Below are 23,467 nucleotides of genomic sequence, written 5' to 3' on the forward strand. Positions count from 1 at the left end.
GTCGTGGAGGCGCAGGCCGGTGCGGCGGCGGAGCAGGTGGGAGAGGGCGAGGTTCCCCGCACGGGCGTGGAGCGGCCAACTGCCGTGCCGCTGCGGCCTCCTGCGGCCGAGGACCAGGTCGGCGGTGCCCGAGGCGACGTCGGAGGCGAAGTCGGCGAGGAGGGACGGGTCGAGAGTGGCGTCGCAGTCGCAGAAGCAGACCACTTCGGCCTCGGCGGCGCGGAGCCCGGCGTGGCACGCGGCCCCGAAGCCGCGGCGCGGCTCGTGGACGACCTCGGCCCCGAGGGCGCGGGCGACCTCGGCCGACCCGTCGGTCGAGCCGTTGTCCACGACGAGCGCCCGCCACCCGGGCGGTACGCGCTCCAGCACCCAGCTCAGCGCGTCGGCCTCGTCGAGGCAGGGGAGTACGAGGTCGGCTGTGACGGGGGCGGCCTGCTGTTGTTGCTGCGTCGCAGGTGCGGGCGGCGGGACCGGGTCGCGGAGAGTCACGGGGTCACCCTAAGGGGGAAAACGGTCAAAACCGGCTACTTCGGGTGTGCCGCCGCGAGTTGTCGGTGGGTCGGCGCGCGCTGGGCGGGAGGGGTGGTCCGGGGTCGGGCGGGGCGACCCGAGGCGAGGTGTGCGCGGCGCGGGGAGGGCGATCCGGTGGGGCGGGCGGGGTGTCCGGTGCGGTGCTCGCCGGCCGGTTCGGGCTACGGCTTGCGCGGGCGGTGCGGGCGTGGGCCGAGGGCGTGCAGCGCGTCGTCGAGAGCCTGCCCGGAGAGTTCGGGGCCGGGGAGCGGGGACGCGTCCGAGGCGCGGAGACCGTCGAGGAGGAGGCGCAACTGGCGCCGCCACGCCTGAGGTTGGACCTTCGCCAGTGCGGGCACGGCGCGGCCGAGCGCGGCGAGGGCGAAGAGGAGGTCCTCGACGGTGGCGTCCGTGCGGGCGGCGCCCTGGCGCTGGGCGCGGTCGAGGAGGAGTGCGAGCGTCTCGCGGTTGTGCGTGTGGAGCTCGCGCAGGGCGTGTGCGCCGGTGAACTCCGTGGTGAGGAGTTCGTTGGCGCCGCGGTCCTCGGTGAGCCCGGCGAAGAGGCGTTCCAGGTAGGAGACGAGGCCGCGCCACGGGTCGGCGGCGGCGCGTGCGTGGACGCCGATCTCCAGGGTGTGGGTGAACGTGTCGTGGAAGACGGCTTCCACGAGGGCCGCGCGGTCGGGGAAGTGGCGGTACAGGGTCGCGTTGCCGAGGCCGGCGCGGCGGGCGATCTCGTCCAGCGGTGCGTGCAGGCCCTGTTCGGCGAAGACCTCGCGGGCCGAGGACTCGAGGGATTCTCGGTTGCGCTGCGCGTCGCGGCGCATGGGGCTCCTTCGGGGTGGGCGGGTCCGTCGCCGGGGCTCGAACTGGGGTGTCGCTGCTGGTGGTTGGGGCGGGTGGGGAGTTTTCCACAGGCGTGGAGCGGTCCCCGGTTCCGATGGTAGCGTTCCTCTCGTCGAGAAGCGTGGAGTGCTCCCCGTTTCGGGGGTGCTCCGGGCTGCTCGTTGCTTGGCTTGTCGGCTGGGTGGCTTGAGGGGGCGGAGGCTGTGGTGCCGGTGGTGGAAGTGGGCGCGGCGATGTGTGGAATGAACAGCGAAGGCGGCGCATTGTGAGCAGCATGAAGGCGATTGCACTGGAGAAGTACGGTTCCGCGGACGACCTTGAGCTCGTCGAGCTGCCGAAGCCGAAGGTCGCTCCGGCCGAGGTTCTGATCAGGGTGGAGGCCGCCGGCGTCAACCCGGTCGATTGGAAACTCGCTGCCGGCGGACTCGACTCGATGATGGAGGCCGGTTTCCCGCTCGTCCCGGGGTGGGACGTCGCCGGGGTCGTGGAGGAAGTCGGCCTGGACACCCCGGAGTTCGCCGTCGGCGACGAGGTGATGGCCTATGCCCGGAAGGACTGGGCGCAGAACGGCACCTACGCCGAGCAGGTCTCCGCACACGTGCGGATGGTGGCTCACAAGCCGGCCGCGCTGAGTTGGGAGGAGGCCGCGGGCCTGCCGCTCGCCGGCCTGACGGCGTACCAGTCCTTGCGACGTCTGGACGTCGCCTCAGGGGAGACGGTGCTCGTCCACGCCGCCTCCGGCGGTGTCGGCTCGCTCGCCACTCAGATCGCCGTCGCGCGCGGCGCGCGGGTGATCGGCACGGCGAGTGAACGTAACCACGAGTTCCTGCGGTCCCTCGGCGCCGAAGCGGTGACCTACGGCGAGGGACTGGCCGAGCGCGTCCGCGAGTTGGTGCCCGAGGGCGTGGACGCGGCGCTCGACTTCGTCGGCGACGGCGCCGTCGATGTCTCGCAAGAGGTATTGAAGCGGCCGGACAGGGTCGTGTCGATCGCCGATCCCGGCGCGGTGGGCAAGGGCGGCCACTACGTCTGGGTCAGGCCCGATGCGGACGGTCTCGCCGCGCTCGGCAACCTCGCCGGGGAGGGCAAGTTGAGCGTCAACCTCGATCGGGTCCTCCCTCTCGCCGAGGCCGGTGAGGCCTGGCGCCTCAGCCAGACGGGGCGAACCAGGGGCAAGATCGTGCTCACTGTCTGAGCGGTTGCGCGACGGGCCAGAGCGGGGCCCGGTCGTCCTGGGGTGCCTCGGGTCCGGGTGCAAGCCGCGGTGCGGATTGTGTCGGGCTTCGGCGCCTCGGGCAGTCGGCCGGCGGCTCGCGGGGCGCCGGGCCGCGGTGTGCTCGGACGCCGTGGGCGGGTGCGCGGTGGCCAGGGCCCGGGTCGTGCGGAGCTGCCGTTGGGTGACGTGACTTCGGTCGGTGCTTCGGAGGGCTGGGATGTCCTGTGCCCTCTCGGGTTTCTCGCGGTGTGGGGAAGGGGGCTCGGTTGTGGCTTCACCGGTTCTTCGAGGCGACGGGGTGCCGGGCTGTCGTCCGGTGGCACTCGGTTCTGCGGGAACTCCGTTTGCCGAACCGGACGGCGTGGAACCCGCCGTTCCGCAGATTGCATGTAACCGATCCGGCCCCTGCCGCCGCGGTGCGGCCGGGGCCAGCGGGTGGCAGCGATGAGTTCATTCATGGGGTCCGACGACTACAACGGCAGGGACCCGTTCGGCGACTTCCTGGCCCGTTTCTTCGGCGGCGCCGCGGGTCCCGGGAGGCCGTACGACTCGCGGGCGCAGGACTTCCTGAGGCTGTTGAGCGAACCTGCCAGGCAGCTCGTCTCCGACGCCGCGTCCTACGCCGCCGAGCACGGCAACAGCGACCTGGAGACCGAGCACCTGCTCAGAGCGGCACTCGCGGCGGAACCCACGCACACCATGGTCGCGCGCGCCGGCGCCGATCCGGACGCGCTCGCCGCCGAGATCGACGGTCACGCAGGGGAAGGGCCTTCCCGGACGTCGATCTCCGTGAGCCCCTCGGCGAAGCGTGCCCTCCTCGACGCGCACCAGGTGGCGCGCGCCGCAGGCTCGACGTACATCGGGCCGGAGCACGTGCTGCTGGCGCTCGCGGCCAACAAGGACTCCACCGCGGGACGCATCCTCGACGCGGCTCGCTTCGAACCGGGCAAGTCCGCGGGCGGTCCCGGAGGAGCCACCGGTTCCCAGAGTTTCGGCCAGGAGGGCGGCGGCCCGCAGGGCATGCGGGCCGGCGGCAGGGGCGGCAGCCGTACGCCCAACCTCGACAAGTTCGGGCGCGATCTCACGCAACTCGCCTCCGCGGGGGACATCGACCCCGTCATCGGCCGCGACCAGGAGATCGAGCAGACCGTCGAGGTCCTCGCGCGGCGGGGGAAGAACAACCCGGTCCTCATCGGCGAGGCCGGCGTGGGGAAGACGGCGGTCGTCGAGGGGCTCGCGCAGCGGATGACCGACGGCGACGTCCCCGAGAACCTCCTCGATCGCCGCGTCATTCAGTTGAACTTCTCCGCGCTCGTCGCCGGCACCCGTTACCGGGGCGACTTCGAGGAGCGGCTCAACGGGCTGATCGACGAGATACGGTCCCAGAGCGACGACGTGATCGTCTTCATCGACGAGCTGCACACGGTCGTCGGGGCCGGTGGCGGCGGTGAGGGCGGCGCCATGGATGCGAGCAACATCCTCAAGCCGGCGCTCGCCAGGGGCGAGCTCCACGTGATCGGTGCGACGACGCTCGACGAGTACCGCCGGCACATCGAGAAGGACGCCGCACTTGCCCGTCGCTTCCAGCCGATCATGGTGCCCGAGCCCACCACAGCCGACACCGTGGAGATCCTCCGCGGGCTGCGCGACCGGTACGAGGCCCACCACCAGGTCAGGTACACGGACGAGTCGCTCGTCGCCGCCGTCGAGATGTCGGACAGGTATCTCACGGACCGCTTCCTCCCCGACAAGGCGATCGATCTCATCGACCAGGCGGGCGCTCGGGTGCGGATGCGTACCTCGACGCAGAACAGCGACGTCCGCGCGATGCAGCGGGAGGCCGAGCAGACCCGTCGCGACAAGGACCAGGCCGTCGGCGCGGAGGAGTACGAGCGGGCTACCCAACTGCGGGACAAACTCGCCGATTTGGAACGGCAGATCGAGGAGAACAGCGACCGGAGCGAGCCGCACGACAGGATCGCCGAGGTCACCGTCGAGTCCATAGCGGAAGTGGTAGCTCGCCAGACCGGTATCCCGGTGAGCAGCCTCACCCAGGAGGAGCGCGATCGGCTGCTGGGGCTCGAGCAGCACTTGCGGGAACGCGTCATCGGTCAGGAGGAAGCGGTCACCGCCGTCTCGGACGCCGTCCTCCGCTCCCGTGCGGGGCTCGCCCCCTCGGACCGGCCCATCGGCAGCTTCCTCTTCCTCGGGCCCACGGGCGTCGGCAAGACGGAGCTGGCGAGGGCGCTCGCCGAGGCGCTCTTCGGCAGCGAGGAGAAGATGGTCCGCCTCGACATGAGCGAGTACCAGGAGCGGCACACCGTCAGCCGGCTCGTCGGGGCACCCCCCGGGTACGTCGGGCACGAGGAGGCCGGGCAACTCACCGAGACGGTGCGGCGGAACCCGTACTCGCTCCTCCTGCTCGACGAGGTGGAGAAGGCGCATCCGGACGTCTTCAACATTCTCCTCCAGGTCCTAGAGGACGGTCGGCTCACGGATGCGCAGGGCCGCACCGTCAACTTCAGCAACACCGTCATCGTGATGACGAGCAACCTCGGGTCCGAGGCGATCTCGCAGCGCGGTCCGCGCCTCGGCTTCGGCTCCGGTGGCGAAGAAGGCGAGGCACGGGAGGAGGAGGCGCGCAGGGAGCGCGTCCTGCGTCCGCTGCGTGAGCACTTCCGGCCGGAGTTCCTCAACCGGATCGACGAGATCGTCATCTTCCACCAGCTCAACGACGACCAGCTTCGCCGGATCACGGACATGATGCTCGACGAGACGAGGCAGCAACTCCGTTCCCAGGACGTCGAGATCACGTTCTCCGAGGCGGCCGTCGACTGGATCGCCCGCCACGGCTACGAACCGGCGTACGGTGCCCGTCCGCTGCGCCGCACCATTCAGCGCGAGGTCACCAACGAGCTGTCCAGGAAGCTCCTCCGTGGGGAACTCCCCTCGCACAGCGCAGTCAGGGTGGACGTCAGCGAAGGCGACCGACTCACCTTCGAGGCCCGCGAATCGGAGACGGCGGGCGCCCCCGCTTCCGGGTCGGGCTCCTCTTCCGGGGAGGGCCCGGCGTCCGGCTCCGGTACAGGGGCGATATCCGGACCGGGCGGTGGCTCGGGTGGCTCCGGGTCCGGGTCCGGCTCCGGTGCCGGGTCGGGAAGTTCCGGTTCGGGGGCCGGTGCGGCGGCTGGTTCCGAGTAACGCGCCTGCTGTGGCGGGAGGATTGGGCGCGCGGGGCGTGGCCAGGGCCCGTGGTCGTGCCTTCGGGAAACCGGCTAGGGGTAGCGGTTGCGGGTTGTGGGGGCACGGTGGCGGGTGCGGGCTCCGGCCGTGGGCTGCGGGCCCCGGTCGCCGTCATGCCGACGGCTGTGGAGCAGAGTCAGGGACAGGAGGCGTGGCCCGGCCGGGGATCGCAACCGCCGGTCATCGGCCACGGGCCACAGAGTGCCGCCGGTCACAGCGATGTGACAGGGGCGCCGTCCATAGCCACGGGTCGCAGGTACTGATCACCGGACCACGGTCACCAGTCATCGATCTGGCTACGGCCACGGGTCGAGAGGCTACGGCGTCAGCGTTGCGGGCCACGGGTGGTGGAGCACGGTCCGGGACGCCAGGAAGGTCTCGGCCCGTGGTCTCTGGCGGCTGAGCGAGGAGCAGCGGACCGCGTTCCGGAACGGAGGCGGGGGCGGACCGTACCCCCGGTTCTCCGGCTGACCCCCTCGCGGGGAAGGTCGGGGCAAGGAAGGATCGGTCGGGAGGTATTCGGTCCGGCTGTCGGTGGTTCGGGGGGAAAGATGAAGTCGCTTCTCTGGGTGGTTCTCGTTGTCGCGCTCGGTGTCAACGTCTCCACGAGCTTGGCGTTCGACGGGGTGCTGCAGGTACTTCTGAGTGTGCTGACGGGCGTCGTCACCATCGGCTGCGTCGTGGGGCTCGTCATGCTGCGCAGGCAGCGCGTTTGAGGGGCCCGGTGGGGGATCTCGTGGGACCGGGTCGTGAGCGCGTCACCTTCCGGGGTTCGGGCGCTGTGGATGGCTTGGGGGCTGGTCGGCCTCCGGCCGTCGCCGTGGGCGGGACCGTTCGGTGGCGGCTCGGCGTTGTCGGGTGGGCCCGCGCCGGGCGGTCGGCGGTTGGTGTGTCGATCGCCGTCGCTCTCCTCGTCCGCTTGGCCCGGACTTGTCGCGCCCGCACGAGCTGGGCCCGCTCAAGCGGCGTCCACGGGCGGCGACTTGCTCCGGACCTGGTTCCAACGGGCGGCGTTCGTAGGAGCTGTCTCGGCACGGGCGGCAGCATGGCGGGCATCCGCGACGATGCCCGTCATGACCGGCGTCCGGGCTGAACGAGTGGCGCGGCGCCGCGCGGGCGCGTCCGCACGGCTGATCCCGCGGGCGGCGCCCGCATTGGTTGCGGCCTGCGGCAATCCCGCGAGCGGCGTCCCACCGCGGCAGTTTTGACGGGTGTGGCGCGTGGGATGCGGCGCCGGCGGCTCGGTCGAACGAGTGTCGCGGCGCCGCACCAGCGCCGTCTACGCGGGACGGCGTCCGCACGCACTGCGGTCCACGTGCGGTTGGTGTTCCGGACTGCGTCTGCCGGCTGCCGCCCGTGCTGCGTTGCACGGACACGGGTCGCGTCCGCGGCTCCACGCGCATGCAGCGACCTGAACGAGCCCCGGAGTGCCGGGAAGGGGCCACCCGTTCACGTCCCGACGGCGCACGTCGCGAGGAGGCAGAGGTTGCCGCCCTGGGTTTGGGAGAGCCCGACTCCGGGGCTCCCCGTACCGAGTGAGCACCGTGCCAGCAGGCACAGGTTGAAGCCCTGGGCGCCGCGGTAGCCGGGTGCCGCCTGTTGCGTGCCCGGTGCGTCCGCCCGGGGGCCGGGGTGGTCCGACGCCGAGGCTGTTCCGCCTGCGAAGGAGAGGAGCGCCACGCAGGTGGTGACGGCGGTCCGGCGGAGGGTCAACGAGCGGTGCATACATGAACTCCTTCGTGTATGAGGCGACTTCGCGGAAGTGCGGCATGAGGGATTCGGCGGCGCAACCGCAGCGGATTGGCCGTGCTTCGACCCGTACGCCCAACTCGCAGGCAGAACACGCAAGTTGGAGACGCACTCCAGTCGTGCATCACCCCCTTGTGCTGAAGCGGGGGAACTTATGACCCATGTCACACGGCAATCCGCGTCACCCACCGCCGCGAATGCAGGTTGACGCAAGCGTGTGTGAGGTGTGAATGACGCCTGCACGGAAGTCTGCACGGAGTGGAGGGGTGTTGGACGTGAGGGGTTCCGAGGCGTTCTCGCAAGGGGTGGCACCGAGGAGCGACGCGGAAGCGGCGCAGTTGCCGCTCACCGCCGCCCAGCAGTCCCTCTGGTTCGCGCACCGGATCGCCCCGGAGAGCACGTCGCACACCATCGCGGAATACGTCGACGTACGCGGCGAGTTCGACCCGTCGCTCCTCGATCAGGCCGTCGCCCGGGTGACGGACGAGGTCGACGCCCTGCGCACCACCCTCACGGGGCCGGACGACGGCCGCCAACTCGTGCACCCGAGGCTCGACATCGCGGTGCCGCTCACCGATCTGTCCGGGCACCCGGCGGCCGAGGCGACCGCGCTCGACCTCATGCGAGAAGACCTCGCCATCCCTTCGGACCCCACCAGCGCCCCGGTGACCGCCACGGCCCTCTTCCGCCTGTCCCCCAGCCGCCACCTCCTCTACCTCAGGACGCACCACGCCGTCCTCGACGGCTACGGCGCCGCGCTCGTCCTCGGCCGCATCGCGGAGACCTACACCCTGCTCGCCCAAGGGTCCTCCGCGTCCGCAGTCCCCCTGCCCCTCGCCCCGTTGGTCGAGGAGGACCTCCGCTACGCCGCGTCCCCCGACCGCTCCCGCGACGCCGAGTACTGGCGCCGGCAACTCGACGGCGCCCCTGCCCCGGCCCGCCTCACCGAAGCGGCGGCGGGCCCCGCGCGCAAGGCGGTGGGGCACAACTCCTCCCTCGCGCCCGAGCGTTGGGGCCGCCTCCGCGAGGCCGCACGCGGTGCGCGCGTCGCCTGGCCGGCGCTCTTCGTCGCGGCCACCGCGCTCTACACCCACCGGATGCGCGGCGTGGAGGACGTCGTCCTCGGCATGCCGGTGACCGGCCGTCAGGGCCGCACGGCCCGGGCGACGCCCGGCATGATGTCCCAGGTCCTGCCGTTGCGCCTGCACGTCTCGCCCGGTGACACGGTGGGCGGCCTGCTGCGGCGCGTCACGGAGGGCATGCGCGGCGCGCTCCGCCACCAGCGCTATCCCGTCGAGGAACTCCGGCGCGAGCGCGGCCTGTTGCCGGGGCAGCCGCTCACGGGGCCGGCGGTGAACGTGCTCGCCTTCGACGAGGACCTGAGGTTCGGGCCGGCCTCCGGAACGCTGCACAACCTGGCACTCGGCCCGGTGGAGGACCTCACCCTCGCGGTGCACCCGCGCTCGGGGCACGGCGCCCGCGTCGATGTCCTCGCCGACGAGGCGCACCACGGGCCCACCGCGCTCGCCGGTCACCTGGAGCGCGTCCTGCACCTGACCGAGTCCCTCGCCGCCGACCCCGCACGCCGCGTCGCGTCCCTGCGGGCCGTCGCCCCGGGCGAGTCGGCCGGTGTGCTCGCCCTGGCCGCGGGGCCGCCCGTCGGGAGGGAGCCGGCCACCGTTCCCGAGGAGCTCGCGCGGCAGGCCGCGGAGACGCCGGACAAGACGGCGGTGAGCGACGGGACGCGCGCCCTCACCTTCGCCGAACTCGACGGTGCGGTAGAGGCGTTGGCGTCCGTGCTGCACGCGGAAGGCGCGGTGCGGGGGACGACGGTGGCCGTGGCGCTGCCCCGCTCCGTCGACACGGTGGTCGGCCTGCTCGCCGTGCTGCGCGCGGGCGCCGTCTACATGCCGGTGGACCCGGCCTCTCCGGTCGACCGGATCGCCCACCTCCTGCACGACGCGAGACCGGTGCTCCTCCTCTGCGAGCCCGACGGGCCCGCGGCACAGCGGGCTCCCGAGGGGACCCGGATCCGCACGGCGCCGCACCACACCGTCCACCGCGCCGGAGCGTCTACCGGCGCTCCTGACGAGCAAGCCCACATCGGACTGCGTGACGCGGCCCGCCGTGTCGGAGCGTCGAGCGATGCTCCTGACGGTCAAGCCCACGACGGGCTGCATGACGCGGCCCACCGGTCCGGAGCGTCGACCGGCGCCCCTGATGACCAAGTCCGTGCGGCGCTGCATGACGCGCCCCACCGCGCCGAAGCGCCGGCCGGCGCCGCCAACGACCAACCCCGCACGCCGCTGCCCCGCACGACCCACCGCACCGCACCGCCCCCGCAGGGGCCGACGCCGGAGGACGGCGCCTACCTCGTCCACACCTCGGGCTCGACGGGCCGGCCCAAGGGGGTGCTCGTCCCGCACCGGGCGTTGGGCAATCTGCTGGAGCACCACCGCGCGGAGTCGCACGCCGGGGCCGTGCGCGCCGAAGGGCGCCGCCTGCGCGTCGCGTTGACGGCGTCCACCGCGTTCGACGCCGCGTGGGACCCGCTGCTGTGGATGCTCGCGGGGCACGAGCTGCACCTTGTCGACGAGGCGACGAGGCGCGACCCGGAAGAGACCGTCGCGTTCCTCGAAGCGCACCGGATCGACGTGATCGAGACGACGCCGAGCTTCCTCAGGCAGCTCCTCGCCGCAGGCCTGACGCGGCCGGGCGCGCACCGGCCGAGGGTGGTGGCGCTCGGCGGCGAGCCCGTCAACGGCGAGCTGTGGCAGCGGCTTTCGGGCGAAGCCGGACTGCTCGCCTACAACTTCTACGGCCCGACGGAGGCGACCGTCGACGCGGTCACGACCAGGATCGCGGGCAGCACACCGGCGATCGGCCGACCCGTACGCGGCGCCCGCGCCCAGGTGCTGGACGCGGCGCTGCACCCGCTCCCGGTCGGCGCCGTCGGCGAGTTGTACCTCGCGGGCGAGGGCCTGGCCCGCGGTTACGCAGGACGGCCGGGGCTGACGGCCGACCGCTTCCTCGCCGACCCCTTCGGCCCGCCAGGGGCGCGGATGTACCGCACGGGCGACCTCGCGCGCTGGGGCGAGGACGGCGTGCTGGAGTTCGTCGGACGCAGCGACGACCAGGTCAAGGTCCGCGGGCACCGCGTCGAGACGGGCGAGGTCGAGTCGGCGCTCGCCGCGCTGCCGGGCGTCGCGCAGGCCGCGGTCGTCCTGCGGGGCGGTACGGAGCACGGCGAGCTCGCCGCCTACCTCGTCCCCACCGAGGACGAGCGGGGCACGGCGCTGCGCGGCGACCAACTCGCCGTGCGGGAAGCGCTGTCGGCGGCGCTGCCGGGGCACATGGTGCCCACCGCCTACGCCGCGGTCGACCGGCTGCCCCTCACCCCGAACGGCAAGCTGGACACCGCGGCGCTCCCGCCCCCGCGCGTCCCCGCGCCCCGCGAGCGCGCGCAGCCCCGGACGGCCGCGGAGGAGACCGTCGGGAGGGTGCTGGCCGGGCTCCTCGGCCTCGAAGAGGCAGGCAGGGACGACGACTTCTTCGCGCTGGGCGGCCATTCCCTCCTCGCAACGCGGCTGCTGGCGCGGTTGGCCGAGGAGACCGGCGTCCGACTGCCCGTGCGGGCCCTCTTCGCCTCGCCCACCGTCGCGGGGATCGCCGCGCTCCTTACGGCGGAGGAGACCGAACCCGGGCCGACCGCTCCCGAACGCCCCGAGCGGCTCCCGCTGTCGGCGGCGCAGCAGCGGCTGTGGCTGCTGGAGCGCATGGGGGAGGGCGGCGAGCGGTACCACGTCCCGGCCGTCGTCCGGCTCGAAGGGGAGGTCGATCCCGCCGCGCTCCAGCGGGCGTTCGCCGACCTCGTCGTGCGGCACGAGGCCCTGCGCACCGTCTACCGGGAGGACGCGGAGGGCGTCCGACAGGTGGTGCTGCCGGCCGACGAGTGCGGGGTCGCGCTCGACGTCGTCGCAGCGGTGGCCGGCCCCGAGGCGCTGCCGGTGCCGGAGTTCGACCTCGCCGCCCGGCCGCCGGTACAGGCGCTCGTCGCTCCGCTCGCCGAAGTCCCGGACACGTACGTGCTCGCGCTGACGTTCCACCACATCGCCGCCGACGGCTGGTCGATGGGCGCGCTCTTCCGCGACCTGGGCGCCGCCTACGGCGCACGCCGCGCCGGGCGCGCGCCTCAACTGCCGCCGCTGCCGGCCCAGTACGCCGACCACGCGCTCGCGGAACGCGCCCGCCTCGGCAGCAGGGAGGACCCCGACTCGCTCGCGGCGCGGCAACTCGACTACTGGGCACACGCGTTGGCCGGTGCCCCGCCGGAGCTGCCGCTCCCCTCCGACCGGCCGCGGCCGCCGCGTGCCGCGCCCCGCGGAGGCCGCGTCCCGCTCCGTCTGGACGCGGCCGTGCACCGCTCGGTCGTCGCGCTCGCCAGGGAGGCGGGCACCAGCCCGTTCATGGTGCTGCACGCCGCGCTCGCCGCCGTGCTGCACAGGCTGGGCGCCGGGGACGACCTCGTCGTCGGCACGCCGGTCGCCGGGCGCGAGGCGGAGGAGTTCCACGACGTCGTCGGGTTCTTCGTGAACACCCTCGTGCTCCGTGTCGACGCCGGCGGCGATCCGGGGTTCCGCGAACTCCTGCGCCGTACCCGGGAGGCGGACCTCGCCGCCTACGCGCACCAGGACGTGCCGTTCGAGCAGGTCGTGGAGCGGGTCGCGCCGCCGCGGTCCCTCGCGCGCCATCCGCTCTTCCAGGTGATGCTCGCGCTCAACAACACACCGCGCCAGGACGTCGGGCTGCCGGGGGTGCGGGCCGAGCCCGTCGCGGCGGAGCGGCCGACCGCCAAGTTCGACCTCACCTGGGACCTCACGGAGGAGCACGACGCGGAAGGCCGGCCGGCCGGGCTCACCGGCTCCGTCGAGTACAGCAGCGCGCTCTTCGACGAGGCGACGGCGCGCCGCTTCGCCGCCCACTTCGCCCGGCTCCTGGGCTCGGCCCTCGCCGAGCCCGAACTCCCGCTCAGCCGCCTCGCGATGCTCACGGCGCAGGAGCGCGAGGCGGCACTCGACACCGGAGGCGCGGAGGAACCGGCGGAACCGGCGCCGATGCAGAGCGTCTGCGACGTCCTGGCGACGCAGGCGGCGGTGACGCCCGCGCGTACCGCCGTCGTCGACGCGGAACGGGCGGTTCCGTTCGGCGACCTGGCGGTCGAAGTGGAGGCGGTGGCGCACCGCCTCGCCGCCGCGGGCGTGCGCAGGGGCGACCGGGTCGCCGTCGCGCTGCCCCCTTCGGCACGCCAAGTGGCCGCCGTCTTCGGGACGATGCGCGCCGGCGCCGTCCACGTGCCGCTCGACCCCTCGCACCCGCCGGAGCGGAACGCGCAGATCCTGCGCTCCTCGCGCCCCGCGGCGCTCCTCACCGAGCGCTCCTGCGCCCGCGCGCTCCCCGAGTGGCAGGCGCCCGCGCTCCACCTCGACGCCCCGCCGCCCGAGCGCACCGCCTCGGCGCCGCTCCCGCCCGAGGAGGGGCCGTGCGGCACCGACGCCGCCTACGTCCTGTACACCTCGGGTTCGACGGGCGCGCCCAAGGGCGTCGTCGTCGAGCACCGCTCGCTGGCGAACCTGCTGCGCCACCACGGGAGCCGGCTCATCGAACCGGCCGAACGCGCCCACGGCGGCCGCCCGTTGCGCGTCGCGCTCACCGCGGCGCCGACCTTCGACGCGTCCTGGGACCCGCTGCTGTGGATGGTCGCGGGCCACGAGCTGCACACGGTGGACGAGGCGACGCGGCGCGACCCCGAGGCGCTCGTCGCCTTCCTCCACGCCCGCCGCATCGACGTCGTCGAGACGACCCCCTCCCTCCTCGAACAGCTCCGCGCCTGCGGCCTCTTCGCGCCGGGGAGCCCGCGGCCGACGGTGGTGGCGCTGGGCGGCGAGCCCGTCGGCGAAGCCCTGTGGGGGGAGTTGGCCGCGCTGCGGGGGGTGTCCGTGTGGAACCTCTACGGCCCGACGGAGGCGACGGTCGACAGCACCGCGGCGCCCGTGACCCCCGGGCCGCCGCACCTCGGCCGCGCGGTCACCGGCGTGCGCGCCAGGGTCCTCGACCCGTACCTCGGCCCCGCGGCCCCCGGCGCCACGGGCGAGCTCTACCTCTCGGGCGCGGGGCTCGCGCGCGGCTACGACGGCGCGTACGGCCGGACCGCCGAGCGGTTCCTCGCCGATCCGTACGGCCCGCCCGGCGGCCGCATGTACCGCACGGGCGACCTGGTGCGCCGACTCCCGGGCGGGGAGCTGCAGTTCGTCGGCCGTGCGGACGGGCAGGTGAAGGTGCGGGGGTTCCGCGTGGAGACCGGGGAGGTCGAGGCGGCCCTCGCCGCGCACACCGGCGTACGCCGGGCGGCGGCAGCCGTGCGGGAGGCGCCGGGCGGCGGACGCCTCGTCGCGTGGGTCCTCCCGGAGGCCGGCGCCGCACCGTCGGCCGTCTCGCTCCGCTCGTTCGCCGCCTCGCGGCTGCCGGGTTACATGGTCCCGAGCCACCTCGCACTCGTCGACGAGCTCCCGCTGACGGCGCACGGCAAGACGGACTTCGCGGCGCTGCCCGAGCCCGCACCCGCCGGACCGGCAGCGGGCGAGGCGCCCCGTACGCCGCAGGAGGAGCTGGTGTGCGCGCTCTTCGCCGAGTGCCTCGGCGCCGAACACGTGGGCCGCGACGCCGACTTCTTCGCGCTCGGGGGGCACTCGCTCCTCGCGACGCGGATCGTCGACCGCGTCCGCGCCGCCTTCGGCGCCGAACTCCCCGTCCGCGCCCTCTTCGAGGACCCGACCCCGGCCGGCCTCGCACGCCGCCTCACCGGCGCGACCCGCGGACGCCCGGCTCTGCGCGCCCGTAACGAGCGCCCGGCGCACGTCCCGCTCTCCTCCGCGCAGCAGCGGCTGTGGTTCCTCAACCGCCTCCACCCCCAGGACGCCTCCTACAACCTGCCGATGGCCGTCCGGCTGCGCGGCCGCGTCGACGTCGCTGCGCTCCGTGCGGCGCTCTGCGACGTCGTGGCGCGGCACGAGAGCCTGCGCACCGTCTTCCCCGACGCGCAGGACGCACCGGGCACCCCCGTGCAGCGGGTGCTCGCCCCTGGCGACGCACGGCCCCCGCTGCCGGTCACGCGGTGCGGCCCCGGCGAGACCGCGGGGCTGCTGCGGGCCGCCGCGCGCCGGGGCTTCGCGCTGACCCACCAACCGCCCCTGCGCGCCGAGCTGTTCACCGAAGGAGAGGATTCCCACACGCTGCTGGTGGTGGTGCACCACGTCGCGGCCGACGGCTGGTCGATGGGACCGCTGGCGCAGGACCTCGCCGCCGCCTACGCAGCGCGCCGCGCGGGACGCGCCCCCGACTGGTCGCCGCTCCCCGTGCAGTACGCCGACTACGCCCTCTGGCAGCGCGAACTCCTCGGCGACCCCGCAGAACCGGAGAGCGTCCACGCCGGCCAACTCGCCTACTGGAAGCGAACGCTGGCCGACGCGCCCGCCGAACTCCCCCTGCCGTGCGACCGGCCGCGCCCGGAGGCCGCGAGCGGCGAGGGCGGCAGCGTGCCGATCCCGCTGGACGCGTCCGACGGGCGCCGGCTCGCCGCCCTCGCGAAGGAGGAGGGCGCCAGTACGTTCATGGCGCTCCACGCCCTACTCGCCGCGCTGCTCGACCGGTACGGCGCGGGAACCGACACCGTCGTCGGCAGCCCGGTCGCCGGACGCTCCGAAGAGGTGCTCGGCGGGCTCGTCGGCTTCTTCGTCAACACGCTCGTCCTCCGCCTCGGCACCGAGGGCGACCCGGACCTGCGTGCGCTCCTCGCGCGGGCGCGCCGGGCCGACCTCGCCGCCTACGCGCACCAGGAACTCCCCTTCGAGGCGCTGGTGGAGAGCCTGGCGCCGCTGCGGTCGCTCGCCCGGCACCCGCTCTTCCAGGTGATGCTCTCGCTGAACAACGCGGGTCGGCCCGAGTTGGACCTGCCGGGGCTCCACGCCTCCGTCGAGGGCGTCGACACGGCAGGCGCCAAGTTCGACCTCTCGTTCGCCTTCACCGAGGAGGCGGCGGGCGCGCTCACCGGCGTGCTGGAGTTCAGCCGCGACCTCTTCGACACGGCGACCGCTCAGCGGCTCGCCGACTCCTTCGCCGCCCTCCTGCACAGCGCGCTCGCGGAACCGGACGCCCCGCTCAGCGCGCACGAGCCGCTCGCCTCCGACGAGCGCGCGCACCTCCTCGCCCGCGGCGACGGCGGCGCGTCGGCGCCCGCCCACCCGACCGTCGTCGCCGGCTTCGCCGCGACCGCCTCCGCGCGCGCGGACGAGGTCGCCGTACGCGCCGGCGCCTCCGCCCGCACCTACGGCGAACTCGCCCGGGAGAGCGCCGCGTTGGCCCGCCTCCTCCGGGAGCGCGGCGTACGGCGCGGCGAGACCGTCGCGGTGGTGCTTCCCCGCTCGACCGCCTCGCTCACGGCGCTCCTCGGAGTCCTCACGGCCGGCGCCGTCTACGCCCCCGTCGACGACGGGCTCCCGCCCGCCCGGGTCGCCGCCGTCCTGGACGACGCGCGCCCGGCCGCCGTCGTGACCGCGGGGGCCGCGCCCGTACCGGACGGCCCCTGGCACGTCGTGGACCTCGCCGCGCCGCGGACCGAGGCCGAACTCGCGGCGCCCGCACCGCTGTTCACGGGCCCGGATCCCGGCGACGCCGCGTACGTCGTCCACACCTCCGGTTCGACGGGCAGGCCCAAGGGCGTCGTCGTCGAGCACGCCTCGCTGACGCATCTGTGGGAGCACCACAGGCGTGCGCTCTTCGCGCCCGCGTGCGCCGCGGCGGGCGGACGGCGGCTGCGCGTCGCGCTCACCGCCTCGCTCTCCTTCGACGCCTCCTGGGACCCGGTCCTGTGGATGCTGGAGGGCCACGAACTCCTCGTCGTCGACTCCGACACCAGGCGCGACCCGGCAGCCCTCGCGGCGATGGTGCGCGAGGAGCGGATCGACGTGCTGGAGACCACGCCGACCCACGCGTCGGCGCTCCTCGACGCCGGCCTGTGCGGCCCCGGCGGACACCGCCCGCTGGTGCTCGCGCTCGGCGGCGAGGCCGTGCCGTCCGCGCTGTGGCAACGCCTGCGGGACGAACCGGGGTTGACGGCGTGGAACCTCTACGGGCCGACCGAGGCGACCGTCGACACGCTCTGCCTCCCGCTGCACCGCGCCGAGCGCCCGGTGCTCGGCGAGCCCGTCGACGGGACGCGCGCGTACGTGCTCGACCGCTTCCTGCGCCCGTCCCCGCCCGGCGCCACGGGCGAGCTGTACCTCTCCGGCGGGAGCCTCGCGCGCGGCTACCTGAACCGACGGGGCGAGACCGCCGCCCGCTTCGTCGCCGACCCGTTCGCCGGAGGCGGGGCGCGGATGTACCGCACGGGCGACCTCGCCCGGTGGACGGCGGACGGGCTGGAGTTCCGCGGCCGCGCCGACGAGCAGGTGAAGGTGCGCGGGTTCCGGGTGGAGCCCGGCGAGGTCTCCGCCGTGCTGGAGCGGCTGCCGGGCGTGGCGCGGGCCGCGGTCGCGGTGCGCGACGCCTCCGGCGACGCGGGCGGGCGGCTCGTCGCGTACGTCGTCCCCGAAGACGGTGCCGCGGCGGCCCCCGAGCGCGGTGCGCTGCACGCCGCCGCGACCGGGGAACTCCCCGGCTACATGGTGCCGTCGGCCTTCGTCCTCCTCGACCGGCTGCCGCTCACCCCCAACGGGAAGCTCGACCACGCCGCGCTCCCCGAACCTGCCGACGAGCACCTCCTCCGGCAGACGGGCACGCCTCCTTCCGGCCCGCGCGAGGACCTGCTCTGCACCCTCTTCTCGGAGGTGCTGGGCGCCGAACGCGTCTGGGCGGACGACGACTTCTTCGCGCTCGGCGGGCACTCCCTCCTCGCGGCGCGGCTCCTCGCCCGCGTCGAGGGCGCCACCGGCGTGGGGCTGGGCATCCGGGCGCTCTTCGAGGCGCCGACACCCGCCGCGCTCGCCGAGGCGCTCGCCGCCGAGGAGAGCGGCGCGGCGACCCGCGGCGCCGACCTCGCCACCCTGCTGCCGCTGCGCACCCGCGGCGCCCGCCCGCCGCTCTTCTGCGTGCACCCGGCGGGCGGCCTCGCCTGGCCCTACGCCGGCTTCCTCCAACACCTCGAGGACCGCCCGGTCCACGGCCTCCAGACCCCCAACCTGCAAGGCGACCGTCCCTTCCCCGAGAGCATCGGGGAGATGGCGGCCGGCTACGTCGAGGAGCTCCGCACCGTGCGTCCGCACGGGCCCTACCACCTGCTCGGCTGGTCCTTCGGCGGCAACGTCGCGCAGGAGATGGCCGTCCAACTCCGCGAGGCGGGCGAGGAGGTGGCGCTGCTCGCCCTCCTCGACGCCTACCCGAAGGCGCCCCTCGACGGTCTGGAGGACGCCGGCCGCGGCACCGTCTTCCGCGCCCTCCTCGCCAACCTCGGCTTCGACGCGTCGGGTCGGGAGAGCGACGAGGACCTGGACGCCGCCGCGGTGCGGGACGCGCTGCGGGAGGCGGGCAGCCCGCTGGGCGCTCTGGAGCCCGGCACGATCGAGACCATGGTCGCCAACTTCGCCGCACAGGCGCGGTTGATGCGCCACCACTCGCCCCGCGTCTTCGCCGGCGACGTCCTCTTCTTCCGCGCCGCGGACGAGGACCCGTCCGGCGGCCTCAGCCCCGCGATGTGGCACCCGCACACGGAGGGCGTCCTGCGGGTGCACGACGTGCCCTGCACACATGCCCTCATGACGCACCCCGACTCCCGAGCGGTGATCGGGCCCGTCCTCGCCGAGGAACTCGGGCGGCGGTGACAGCGCCGCCCTCCACCCGTCCGTCGAGAAGAGTGAAGAGAGATGACCAACCCCTTCGACAACCCCGCCGTCCAGCACCGCGTCCTCGTCAACGACGAGGGCCAGCACTCGCTGTGGCCCGAGTTCGCCGAGATCCCCGCCGGTTGGCGGGCGGTACACGGCCCCGCCTCGCGCGAGGAGTGCCTCGCCTACGTCGACGCGCACTGGACCGACCTCACGCCGCGCAGCGCGCTGGCCTCCCGGTGAGCGGCGAGCGCGCCGGCGCCGCGATCGTCGCCGAGCGGCTGACCCGCCGCTTCGGGGGCCGCCACGCGTTGCGCGGCGTCGACCTGAGCGTCCCCGCCGGCACCGTCCTCGCCCTCCTCGGGCCCAACGGCGCCGGCAAGACCACCACCGTCCGCGTCCTCACCACGCTGCTCCGCGCCGACGGCGGACGCGCCTCGGTCGCCGGGTGCGACGTGCGCGACGAGCCGGCGGAGGTCCGTGCCCGCATCGGGGTCTCGGGCCAGTACGCGGCGGTGGACGAGCGGTTGACGGCGCGCGAGAACCTCCGCCTCGTCGCCAGGCTGTACGGGATGAGCCGCGGCGCGGCCCGCCGCCGGGCCGCGGACCTGCTGGAGCGGTTCGACCTCGGCGCGGCCGCCGACCGCCCGAGCGGCGGCTTCTCCGGCGGCATGCGCCGGCGGCTCGACCTCGCGGGGGCCCTCGCCTCCCGCCCCGCCGTCGTCTTCCTCGACGAGCCCACCACCGGACTCGACCCCCGCGGGCGCGCGGAGACCTGGCGTGCCGTCGACGAACTCGTCGCCGACGGCACGACGGTGCTCCTCACCACGCAGTACCTCCAGGAGGCCGACCACCTCGCCGACACCGTCGCCGTCCTCGACGGCGGGCGGGTCGTCGCCGACGGTACGCCGGAGCGGCTCAAGGCCGCCGTCGGCGGCGAGCGCGTCACCGTCGCCCTCGCGGACCCGTCCGCGGCCGGTGCCGCGTGCGAGGCGCTCGCCGGGCTGGGCCCGTACGCGCCCGGTGCCGACGCGCGCGCCGGCACCGTCACCGTCCCGACGGACCGCGGCACGCGGGGACTTCGGGACGCGCTCGACGCGCTGGAGGCGGCGCGCGTGGAGGTGCGCGACGCGGCGCTGGCGCCACCCACCCTCGACGACGTCTTCCTCACGCTGACGGGACGGGCGCAGGCGCGGGGCGCTCCGTCGGACGAGGGCCGCACGCGGCCGCACGCACGCCGGCGCAGCGGAGCGCCCGCATGACGGCGCTGAGCCTCGCCCCGCGCGCCGCCTCCGGGCCGCTGCGCACCGTGCGCGACGGGCTCGTCGTCGCCGAGCGGAACCTGGTCAACCTGCGGCGCACCCCGGGCGCCCTGATCGCGGCGCTGGTGCAGCCGTTGATGTTCGTGCTGCTCCTCGCCTACGTCTTCGGCGGCAGCCTCGGCGGCGACGAGTACCGCTCCTTCCTCATGGGCGGCATCTTCGCGCAGGCCGTCACCTTCAACGCCTCCTTCACCGCGGTCGGGCTCGCGGCCGACATGGACGGGGGGATGGTCGACCGCTTCCGGGCGCTGCCCATGCCGCGCGGCTCCGTCATCCTCGGCCGGACCCTCTCCGACCTGACGATGAGCGCCGTCACCCTCACCGTGACGTCCCTGTGCGGGCTCCTCATCGGCTGGCGGGTGGAGGGCGGGTTGGCGGGGGCGCTCGGCGCCTATCTGCTGGTGCTGCTCTTCGCCTTCGCCATGTCCTGGGTCGGCGCGACGATCGGGCTGACGGCGCGGAGCACCGAGGTCGCCCAGAGCGCGGGGCTCGTCTGGCTCTTCCCCGTCACCTTCGTCTCCGGGGCCTTCGTCGCCGTCGACTCGCTGCCGGGCCCGCTCGCCGCCGTCGCGGAGTGGAACCCCGTCACCGCGACCGCGACGGCGGCACGCGCCCTCCTCAGCAACGAAGCCCCCGCCGCACTACCCGCCTCGACGTCCTGGCCGGCCCAGCACGCCACCGGGTACGCCGTCGCGTGCGCCCTCGCGGTCGTCGCCGTCTTCATGCCGCTCGCGGTGGGCCGCTACCGACGCATCGCGCGCGGCTGACGGCGCCGGGGCCGCGCCGGATCGTCGGGCGCCGGGGGCGCGTTGGCGCGGGACGGTCGCCGCGCCGGCGGCGTTCGGCAACGTGCGGGGCGTTGGCGGGGAAAGCAACGGCAAGGAGATCGAGAGCTCGGTCAGGAAGGCGGAGAACCGGGAGGGCTTCGTCGAGAACCCGACGAACACCGCCTGGCACGCGAGCGGCGAGGAGTACGACGTCATCGTCCGCAACCTCAGCCAGGACGACGACGGCGTCCAGACGTACGGCTCCGCCGAGTACGACGGCGTCACCTACGGCATCCGGATCTTCGAGCGCACCGACGAGGGCGGGAACGCGAAGGAGGACGGCTCCGCCGCCAGGTTCGAGCACTTCTCCCGACGTTCGGCCGGGCCGCGCCCGCCGCGGCCACGTGCTGGGGCTGAGCAGGTGCGGGTTCTTTCCTGCGCTGCCATGGGAAGAGTGATGCGTCCGTACTGGGGCCACGTCGTCGTCGCGGCGCTCGTTGTCGCCCGGAGCCAGAAGTGGCGCTGCCGCTCGTCGCCGCCCCGTTCATGGCTGTGTTCGCGTACGCCTCGTTCCGAGTACCAGTCCGGTGCGGAGCGGTGAACCGTGACGGGCGTACCTACTGCCGCCCACGGGATCCTGATGGGTTGCCGTAGGCGGCAACACCGCCGGCAGAAGCTCGAGTCGATCGTGCTCCGCAGTAGAGCGGGCGATCTTCGACGCGATCCTCGCGGTCGGGGCCATCTCTCGGCGATTGCTGCTGTAGTCGTCCCCGTGGCGACAGGCGCGTGAGGGCGGCCGTACGGAAGTAGGCGAACGCTTCCGTACAGCACTGTGCCCCTCCCGGCCGGCCCTCGGTTTCATCGTCCGGGACGGTCGCCACACCGCAACACCGTGCTGCTCCTCCTCGGCGCCCCGACGCCGTCGTGGACGCCGATCGTGGAGTGCGGTGCACCAGGACGGACCACCGGCTCGTCGCCGCCCTCCCGGCGGACGGGAGCGCTCACTCCGCGGTGGTCCGCTCGATCCAGTCGCGGTGGGCGGTCAGGTCGGTGTAGATGCCCGGTCCTGTGGCGCACTTCGGGTCGGCGTCGCCGTCGCGGCTGGTCGCCCCGATCAGTTCCCAGTCGCCGGGGCGGCCCTTGATCTGCGGTCCGCCGGAGTCGAGGATGCACGCCTGCGCGTTCTCGGTGGGGCTGTCGGTGCACAGCTCGTTCTTCGCCTCGTAGTCCTCGCTGCACCGTTCGTCGGGGACGATCCGGGTGTCCAGCTCCTGGAGGCGCATCGGCGGCTTCGGGCATTCGCTGCCGTCCTCGCAGGTCATTCCCCAGCCGAGGATGCGCGTTCCGGTACCCGTCGGCCCGGAATCGGCGGCCAGCCGGATGGGCTCCGCGTCCACGGGGCGGTCCAGCTTCATGACGGCCACGTCGTTGCGGAACGGCTCGTAGGAGAAGTCCGGGTGCGCGACGACCTCGGTGACCTTCGCCTCGGCACCCTTCGTGCGATCGTGGTCGCCGACCCGCACGGAGAGGTCCTCCGGCTCGACGTCCACCGTGCAGTGCCCGGCGGTCACGATCCAGTCCTGTTCGATCAGGGAGGCCCCGCAGTAGTGCTGGCCGTCCTTCTGCACGCTCGCCATGAACGGGTACGGCGAGGTGGCGTCGTGTCCACCGATGATCGCCGACGCCGACGGTGCCACCGCCATGGTGAGCGTGATCGCCCCCGCCACCGCGCACACTGCTGCCCTGCCGCGCTTGCTCATCCGTCCTCCTGCGTCTCGTCCGTGTTTCGGTCACGGCCCGAAGCGGGCCGTGGGAGGGACCGGCCTGGACCGATCCCGTCCGCTACGGGCCGCTCGGCGCCCGCACGCACAGCACCGCTGTCCCTCGCCCGCGTCCTCTCGAACTCCCGGAAAAGGACGCCCACTTCGGACCCGGTCCGACCCGGCGCCGTCGATCCTGTACCGGTCGGCACCCTCGGCACATCGCTCTCTCCGCTTGGACGCACTGCCCGAAAGTCGTACGGCGAGCCGGCCGCGTCGTGCCGCGGGCTGACGGGGCGACGCCGCCGGTCGCGGGCGACTGCGACGGGTGGCGCCGAGGGACGCGTCGCTGCCGGCGGGGCACACCGGCAGCGGCGGATACCGTGTGCAGGCGATATTGCCCGTACGCGGTCTAGGTGGTGGCGTGAGTGACGGTCACGGTGGTCCTGCTCGACGACGAGGAGCTGGTGCGCAGGGGCCTCCGGTTGATCCTCCACGCCGAGCCGGACATCGAGGTCGTCGCCGAGGGCGAGGACGGCTCGGTGGCGGCCGAACTCGTGGACGAGCACCGCCCGGACGTGGTGCTCACCGACATCCAGATGCCCCGCGTCGGCGGCCTGGAGGTCGCCCGGCAGCTCGCCGCACTGTCAGAGCCCCCCGCCGTCGCGGTGCTCACCAGCTTCGACGTCGACGAGTACGTCCACGCCGCGCTCCGGCACGGCGCAGCGGGGTTCCTGCTCAAGGACGCCTCGCCGCGCGAGCTGGCCGACGCGGTACGGGTCCTCGCACGCGGCGAGGCGATGCTCTCACCGCGCATCACCACCAGGCTGCTGGCCGCCTTCGCCGCGGGCGGAGCCGTCCGGCAAGCGCGAGCCCGGACGGCGGAGTTGACCGCTCGCGAGCGCGAGGTCGCCGTGGCGGTAGCCCGCGGCCGCAGCAACTCGGAGATCGCCACGGACCTGTCCGTGAGCCAGTCCACGGTCAAGGTCCATCTCACCCGGATCATGACCAAGCTCGACGCCGCCAACCGCACACAGGTCGCGCTCGTCGCCCACGACGCCGGGCTGGCCTGAAGCCCCGGAAGCCGGACGGCCCGTCCGTCGGCACGAGCCGTACGCCGCTTCCGACTCGGTGCCCCGTCCGCCCGCCGGCCCCGAGCTGCTTGCCTCGGCGGGGGCAG

13 protein-coding genes are annotated in these 23,467 nt (G+C 74.3%); 9 read left to right on the forward strand and 4 right to left on the reverse strand.

The window, feature by feature from the left end; genetic code table 11:
• Together UWG_RS29545 and UWG_RS0106300 are read right to left on the reverse strand one after the other, a co-directional pair.
• On the reverse strand, positions 1-489 hold a 489-nt coding region (locus UWG_RS29545; protein WP_016906353.1), incomplete at its 3' end, for a glycosyltransferase family 2 protein.
• A gap of 203 nt (positions 490-692) precedes the next feature.
• Complete coding sequence (locus UWG_RS0106300; protein ID WP_016906354.1) at positions 693-1,337, reverse strand: TetR/AcrR family transcriptional regulator; 645 nt, start codon at positions 1,335-1,337, stop codon at positions 693-695.
• A 293-nt stretch (positions 1,338-1,630) separates the two neighbouring features.
• Here UWG_RS0106300 and UWG_RS0106305 point away from each other — a divergent pair, with 293 nt between their 5' ends.
• The 3 genes from UWG_RS0106305 (at position 1,631) to UWG_RS32975 (ending at position 6,531) form a co-directional block, all read left to right on the forward strand.
• Complete coding sequence (locus UWG_RS0106305; RefSeq protein WP_016906355.1) at positions 1,631-2,551, forward strand: NADP-dependent oxidoreductase; 921 nt, start codon at positions 1,631-1,633, stop codon at positions 2,549-2,551.
• Between the two features lie 477 nt (positions 2,552-3,028).
• Entirely contained in the window at positions 3,029-5,773 is a 2,745-nt protein-coding gene (locus UWG_RS29550) for an ATP-dependent Clp protease ATP-binding subunit (RefSeq protein ID WP_016906356.1), read from the forward strand.
• Positions 5,774-6,366: 593 nt separating this feature from the next.
• Positions 6,367-6,531: a hypothetical protein gene (locus UWG_RS32975; RefSeq protein WP_016906357.1), complete on the forward strand. Its 165-nt coding sequence runs from the start codon at positions 6,367-6,369 to the stop codon at positions 6,529-6,531.
• Between the two features lie 733 nt (positions 6,532-7,264).
• Here the strand turns inward: UWG_RS32975 and UWG_RS0106320 are convergent.
• Positions 7,265-7,540, reverse strand: a complete 276-nt coding sequence (locus UWG_RS0106320; RefSeq protein ID WP_016906358.1) for a hypothetical protein — start codon at positions 7,538-7,540, stop codon at positions 7,265-7,267.
• Between the two features lie 290 nt (positions 7,541-7,830).
• Between UWG_RS0106320 and UWG_RS29555 the strand changes: the two genes are divergently transcribed.
• The 5 genes from UWG_RS29555 to UWG_RS33340 all read left to right on the forward strand — a co-directional run bounded on the left by UWG_RS29555 (position 7,831) and on the right by UWG_RS33340 (position 21,128).
• Entirely contained in the window at positions 7,831-18,435 is a 10,605-nt protein-coding gene (locus UWG_RS29555; RefSeq protein ID WP_016906359.1) for a non-ribosomal peptide synthetase, read from the forward strand.
• A 42-nt stretch (positions 18,436-18,477) separates the two neighbouring features.
• Complete coding sequence (locus tag UWG_RS0106330; RefSeq protein WP_016906360.1) at positions 18,478-18,681, forward strand: MbtH family protein; 204 nt, start codon at positions 18,478-18,480, stop codon at positions 18,679-18,681.
• The gene (locus UWG_RS0106335) at positions 18,678-19,700 is read left to right on the forward strand and encodes a daunorubicin resistance protein DrrA family ABC transporter ATP-binding protein (RefSeq protein WP_016906361.1); all 1,023 of its coding nucleotides are present in this window, start codon (positions 18,678-18,680) and stop codon (positions 19,698-19,700) included. The genes UWG_RS0106330 and UWG_RS0106335 overlap by 4 nt, the downstream gene beginning before the upstream one ends.
• Positions 19,697-20,527, forward strand: coding sequence for an ABC transporter permease (locus tag UWG_RS0106340; protein WP_016906362.1), 831 nt, complete (start codon positions 19,697-19,699; stop codon positions 20,525-20,527). The genes UWG_RS0106335 and UWG_RS0106340 overlap by 4 nt, the downstream gene beginning before the upstream one ends.
• 82 nt (positions 20,528-20,609) lie before the next feature.
• Entirely contained in the window at positions 20,610-21,128 is a 519-nt protein-coding gene (locus UWG_RS33340; protein WP_016906363.1) for a hypothetical protein, read from the forward strand.
• Between the two features lie 400 nt (positions 21,129-21,528).
• Here UWG_RS33340 and UWG_RS0106350 read toward each other — a convergent pair whose 3' ends face one another.
• Positions 21,529-22,287 (reverse strand): S1 family peptidase, encoded by a 759-nt coding sequence (locus UWG_RS0106350; protein ID WP_016906364.1) that lies wholly within the window; start codon positions 22,285-22,287, stop codon positions 21,529-21,531.
• 428 nt (positions 22,288-22,715) lie between these two features.
• Here UWG_RS0106350 and UWG_RS0106355 point away from each other — a divergent pair, with 428 nt between their 5' ends.
• Complete coding sequence (locus UWG_RS0106355; RefSeq protein WP_016906365.1) at positions 22,716-23,360, forward strand: response regulator; 645 nt, start codon at positions 22,716-22,718, stop codon at positions 23,358-23,360.
• Positions 23,361-23,467: the final 107 nt, after the last annotated feature.

This window comes from Streptomyces xiaopingdaonensis (assembly GCF_000262345.1).
Classification (GTDB): domain Bacteria; phylum Actinomycetota; class Actinomycetes; order Streptomycetales; family Streptomycetaceae; genus Streptomyces; species Streptomyces xiaopingdaonensis.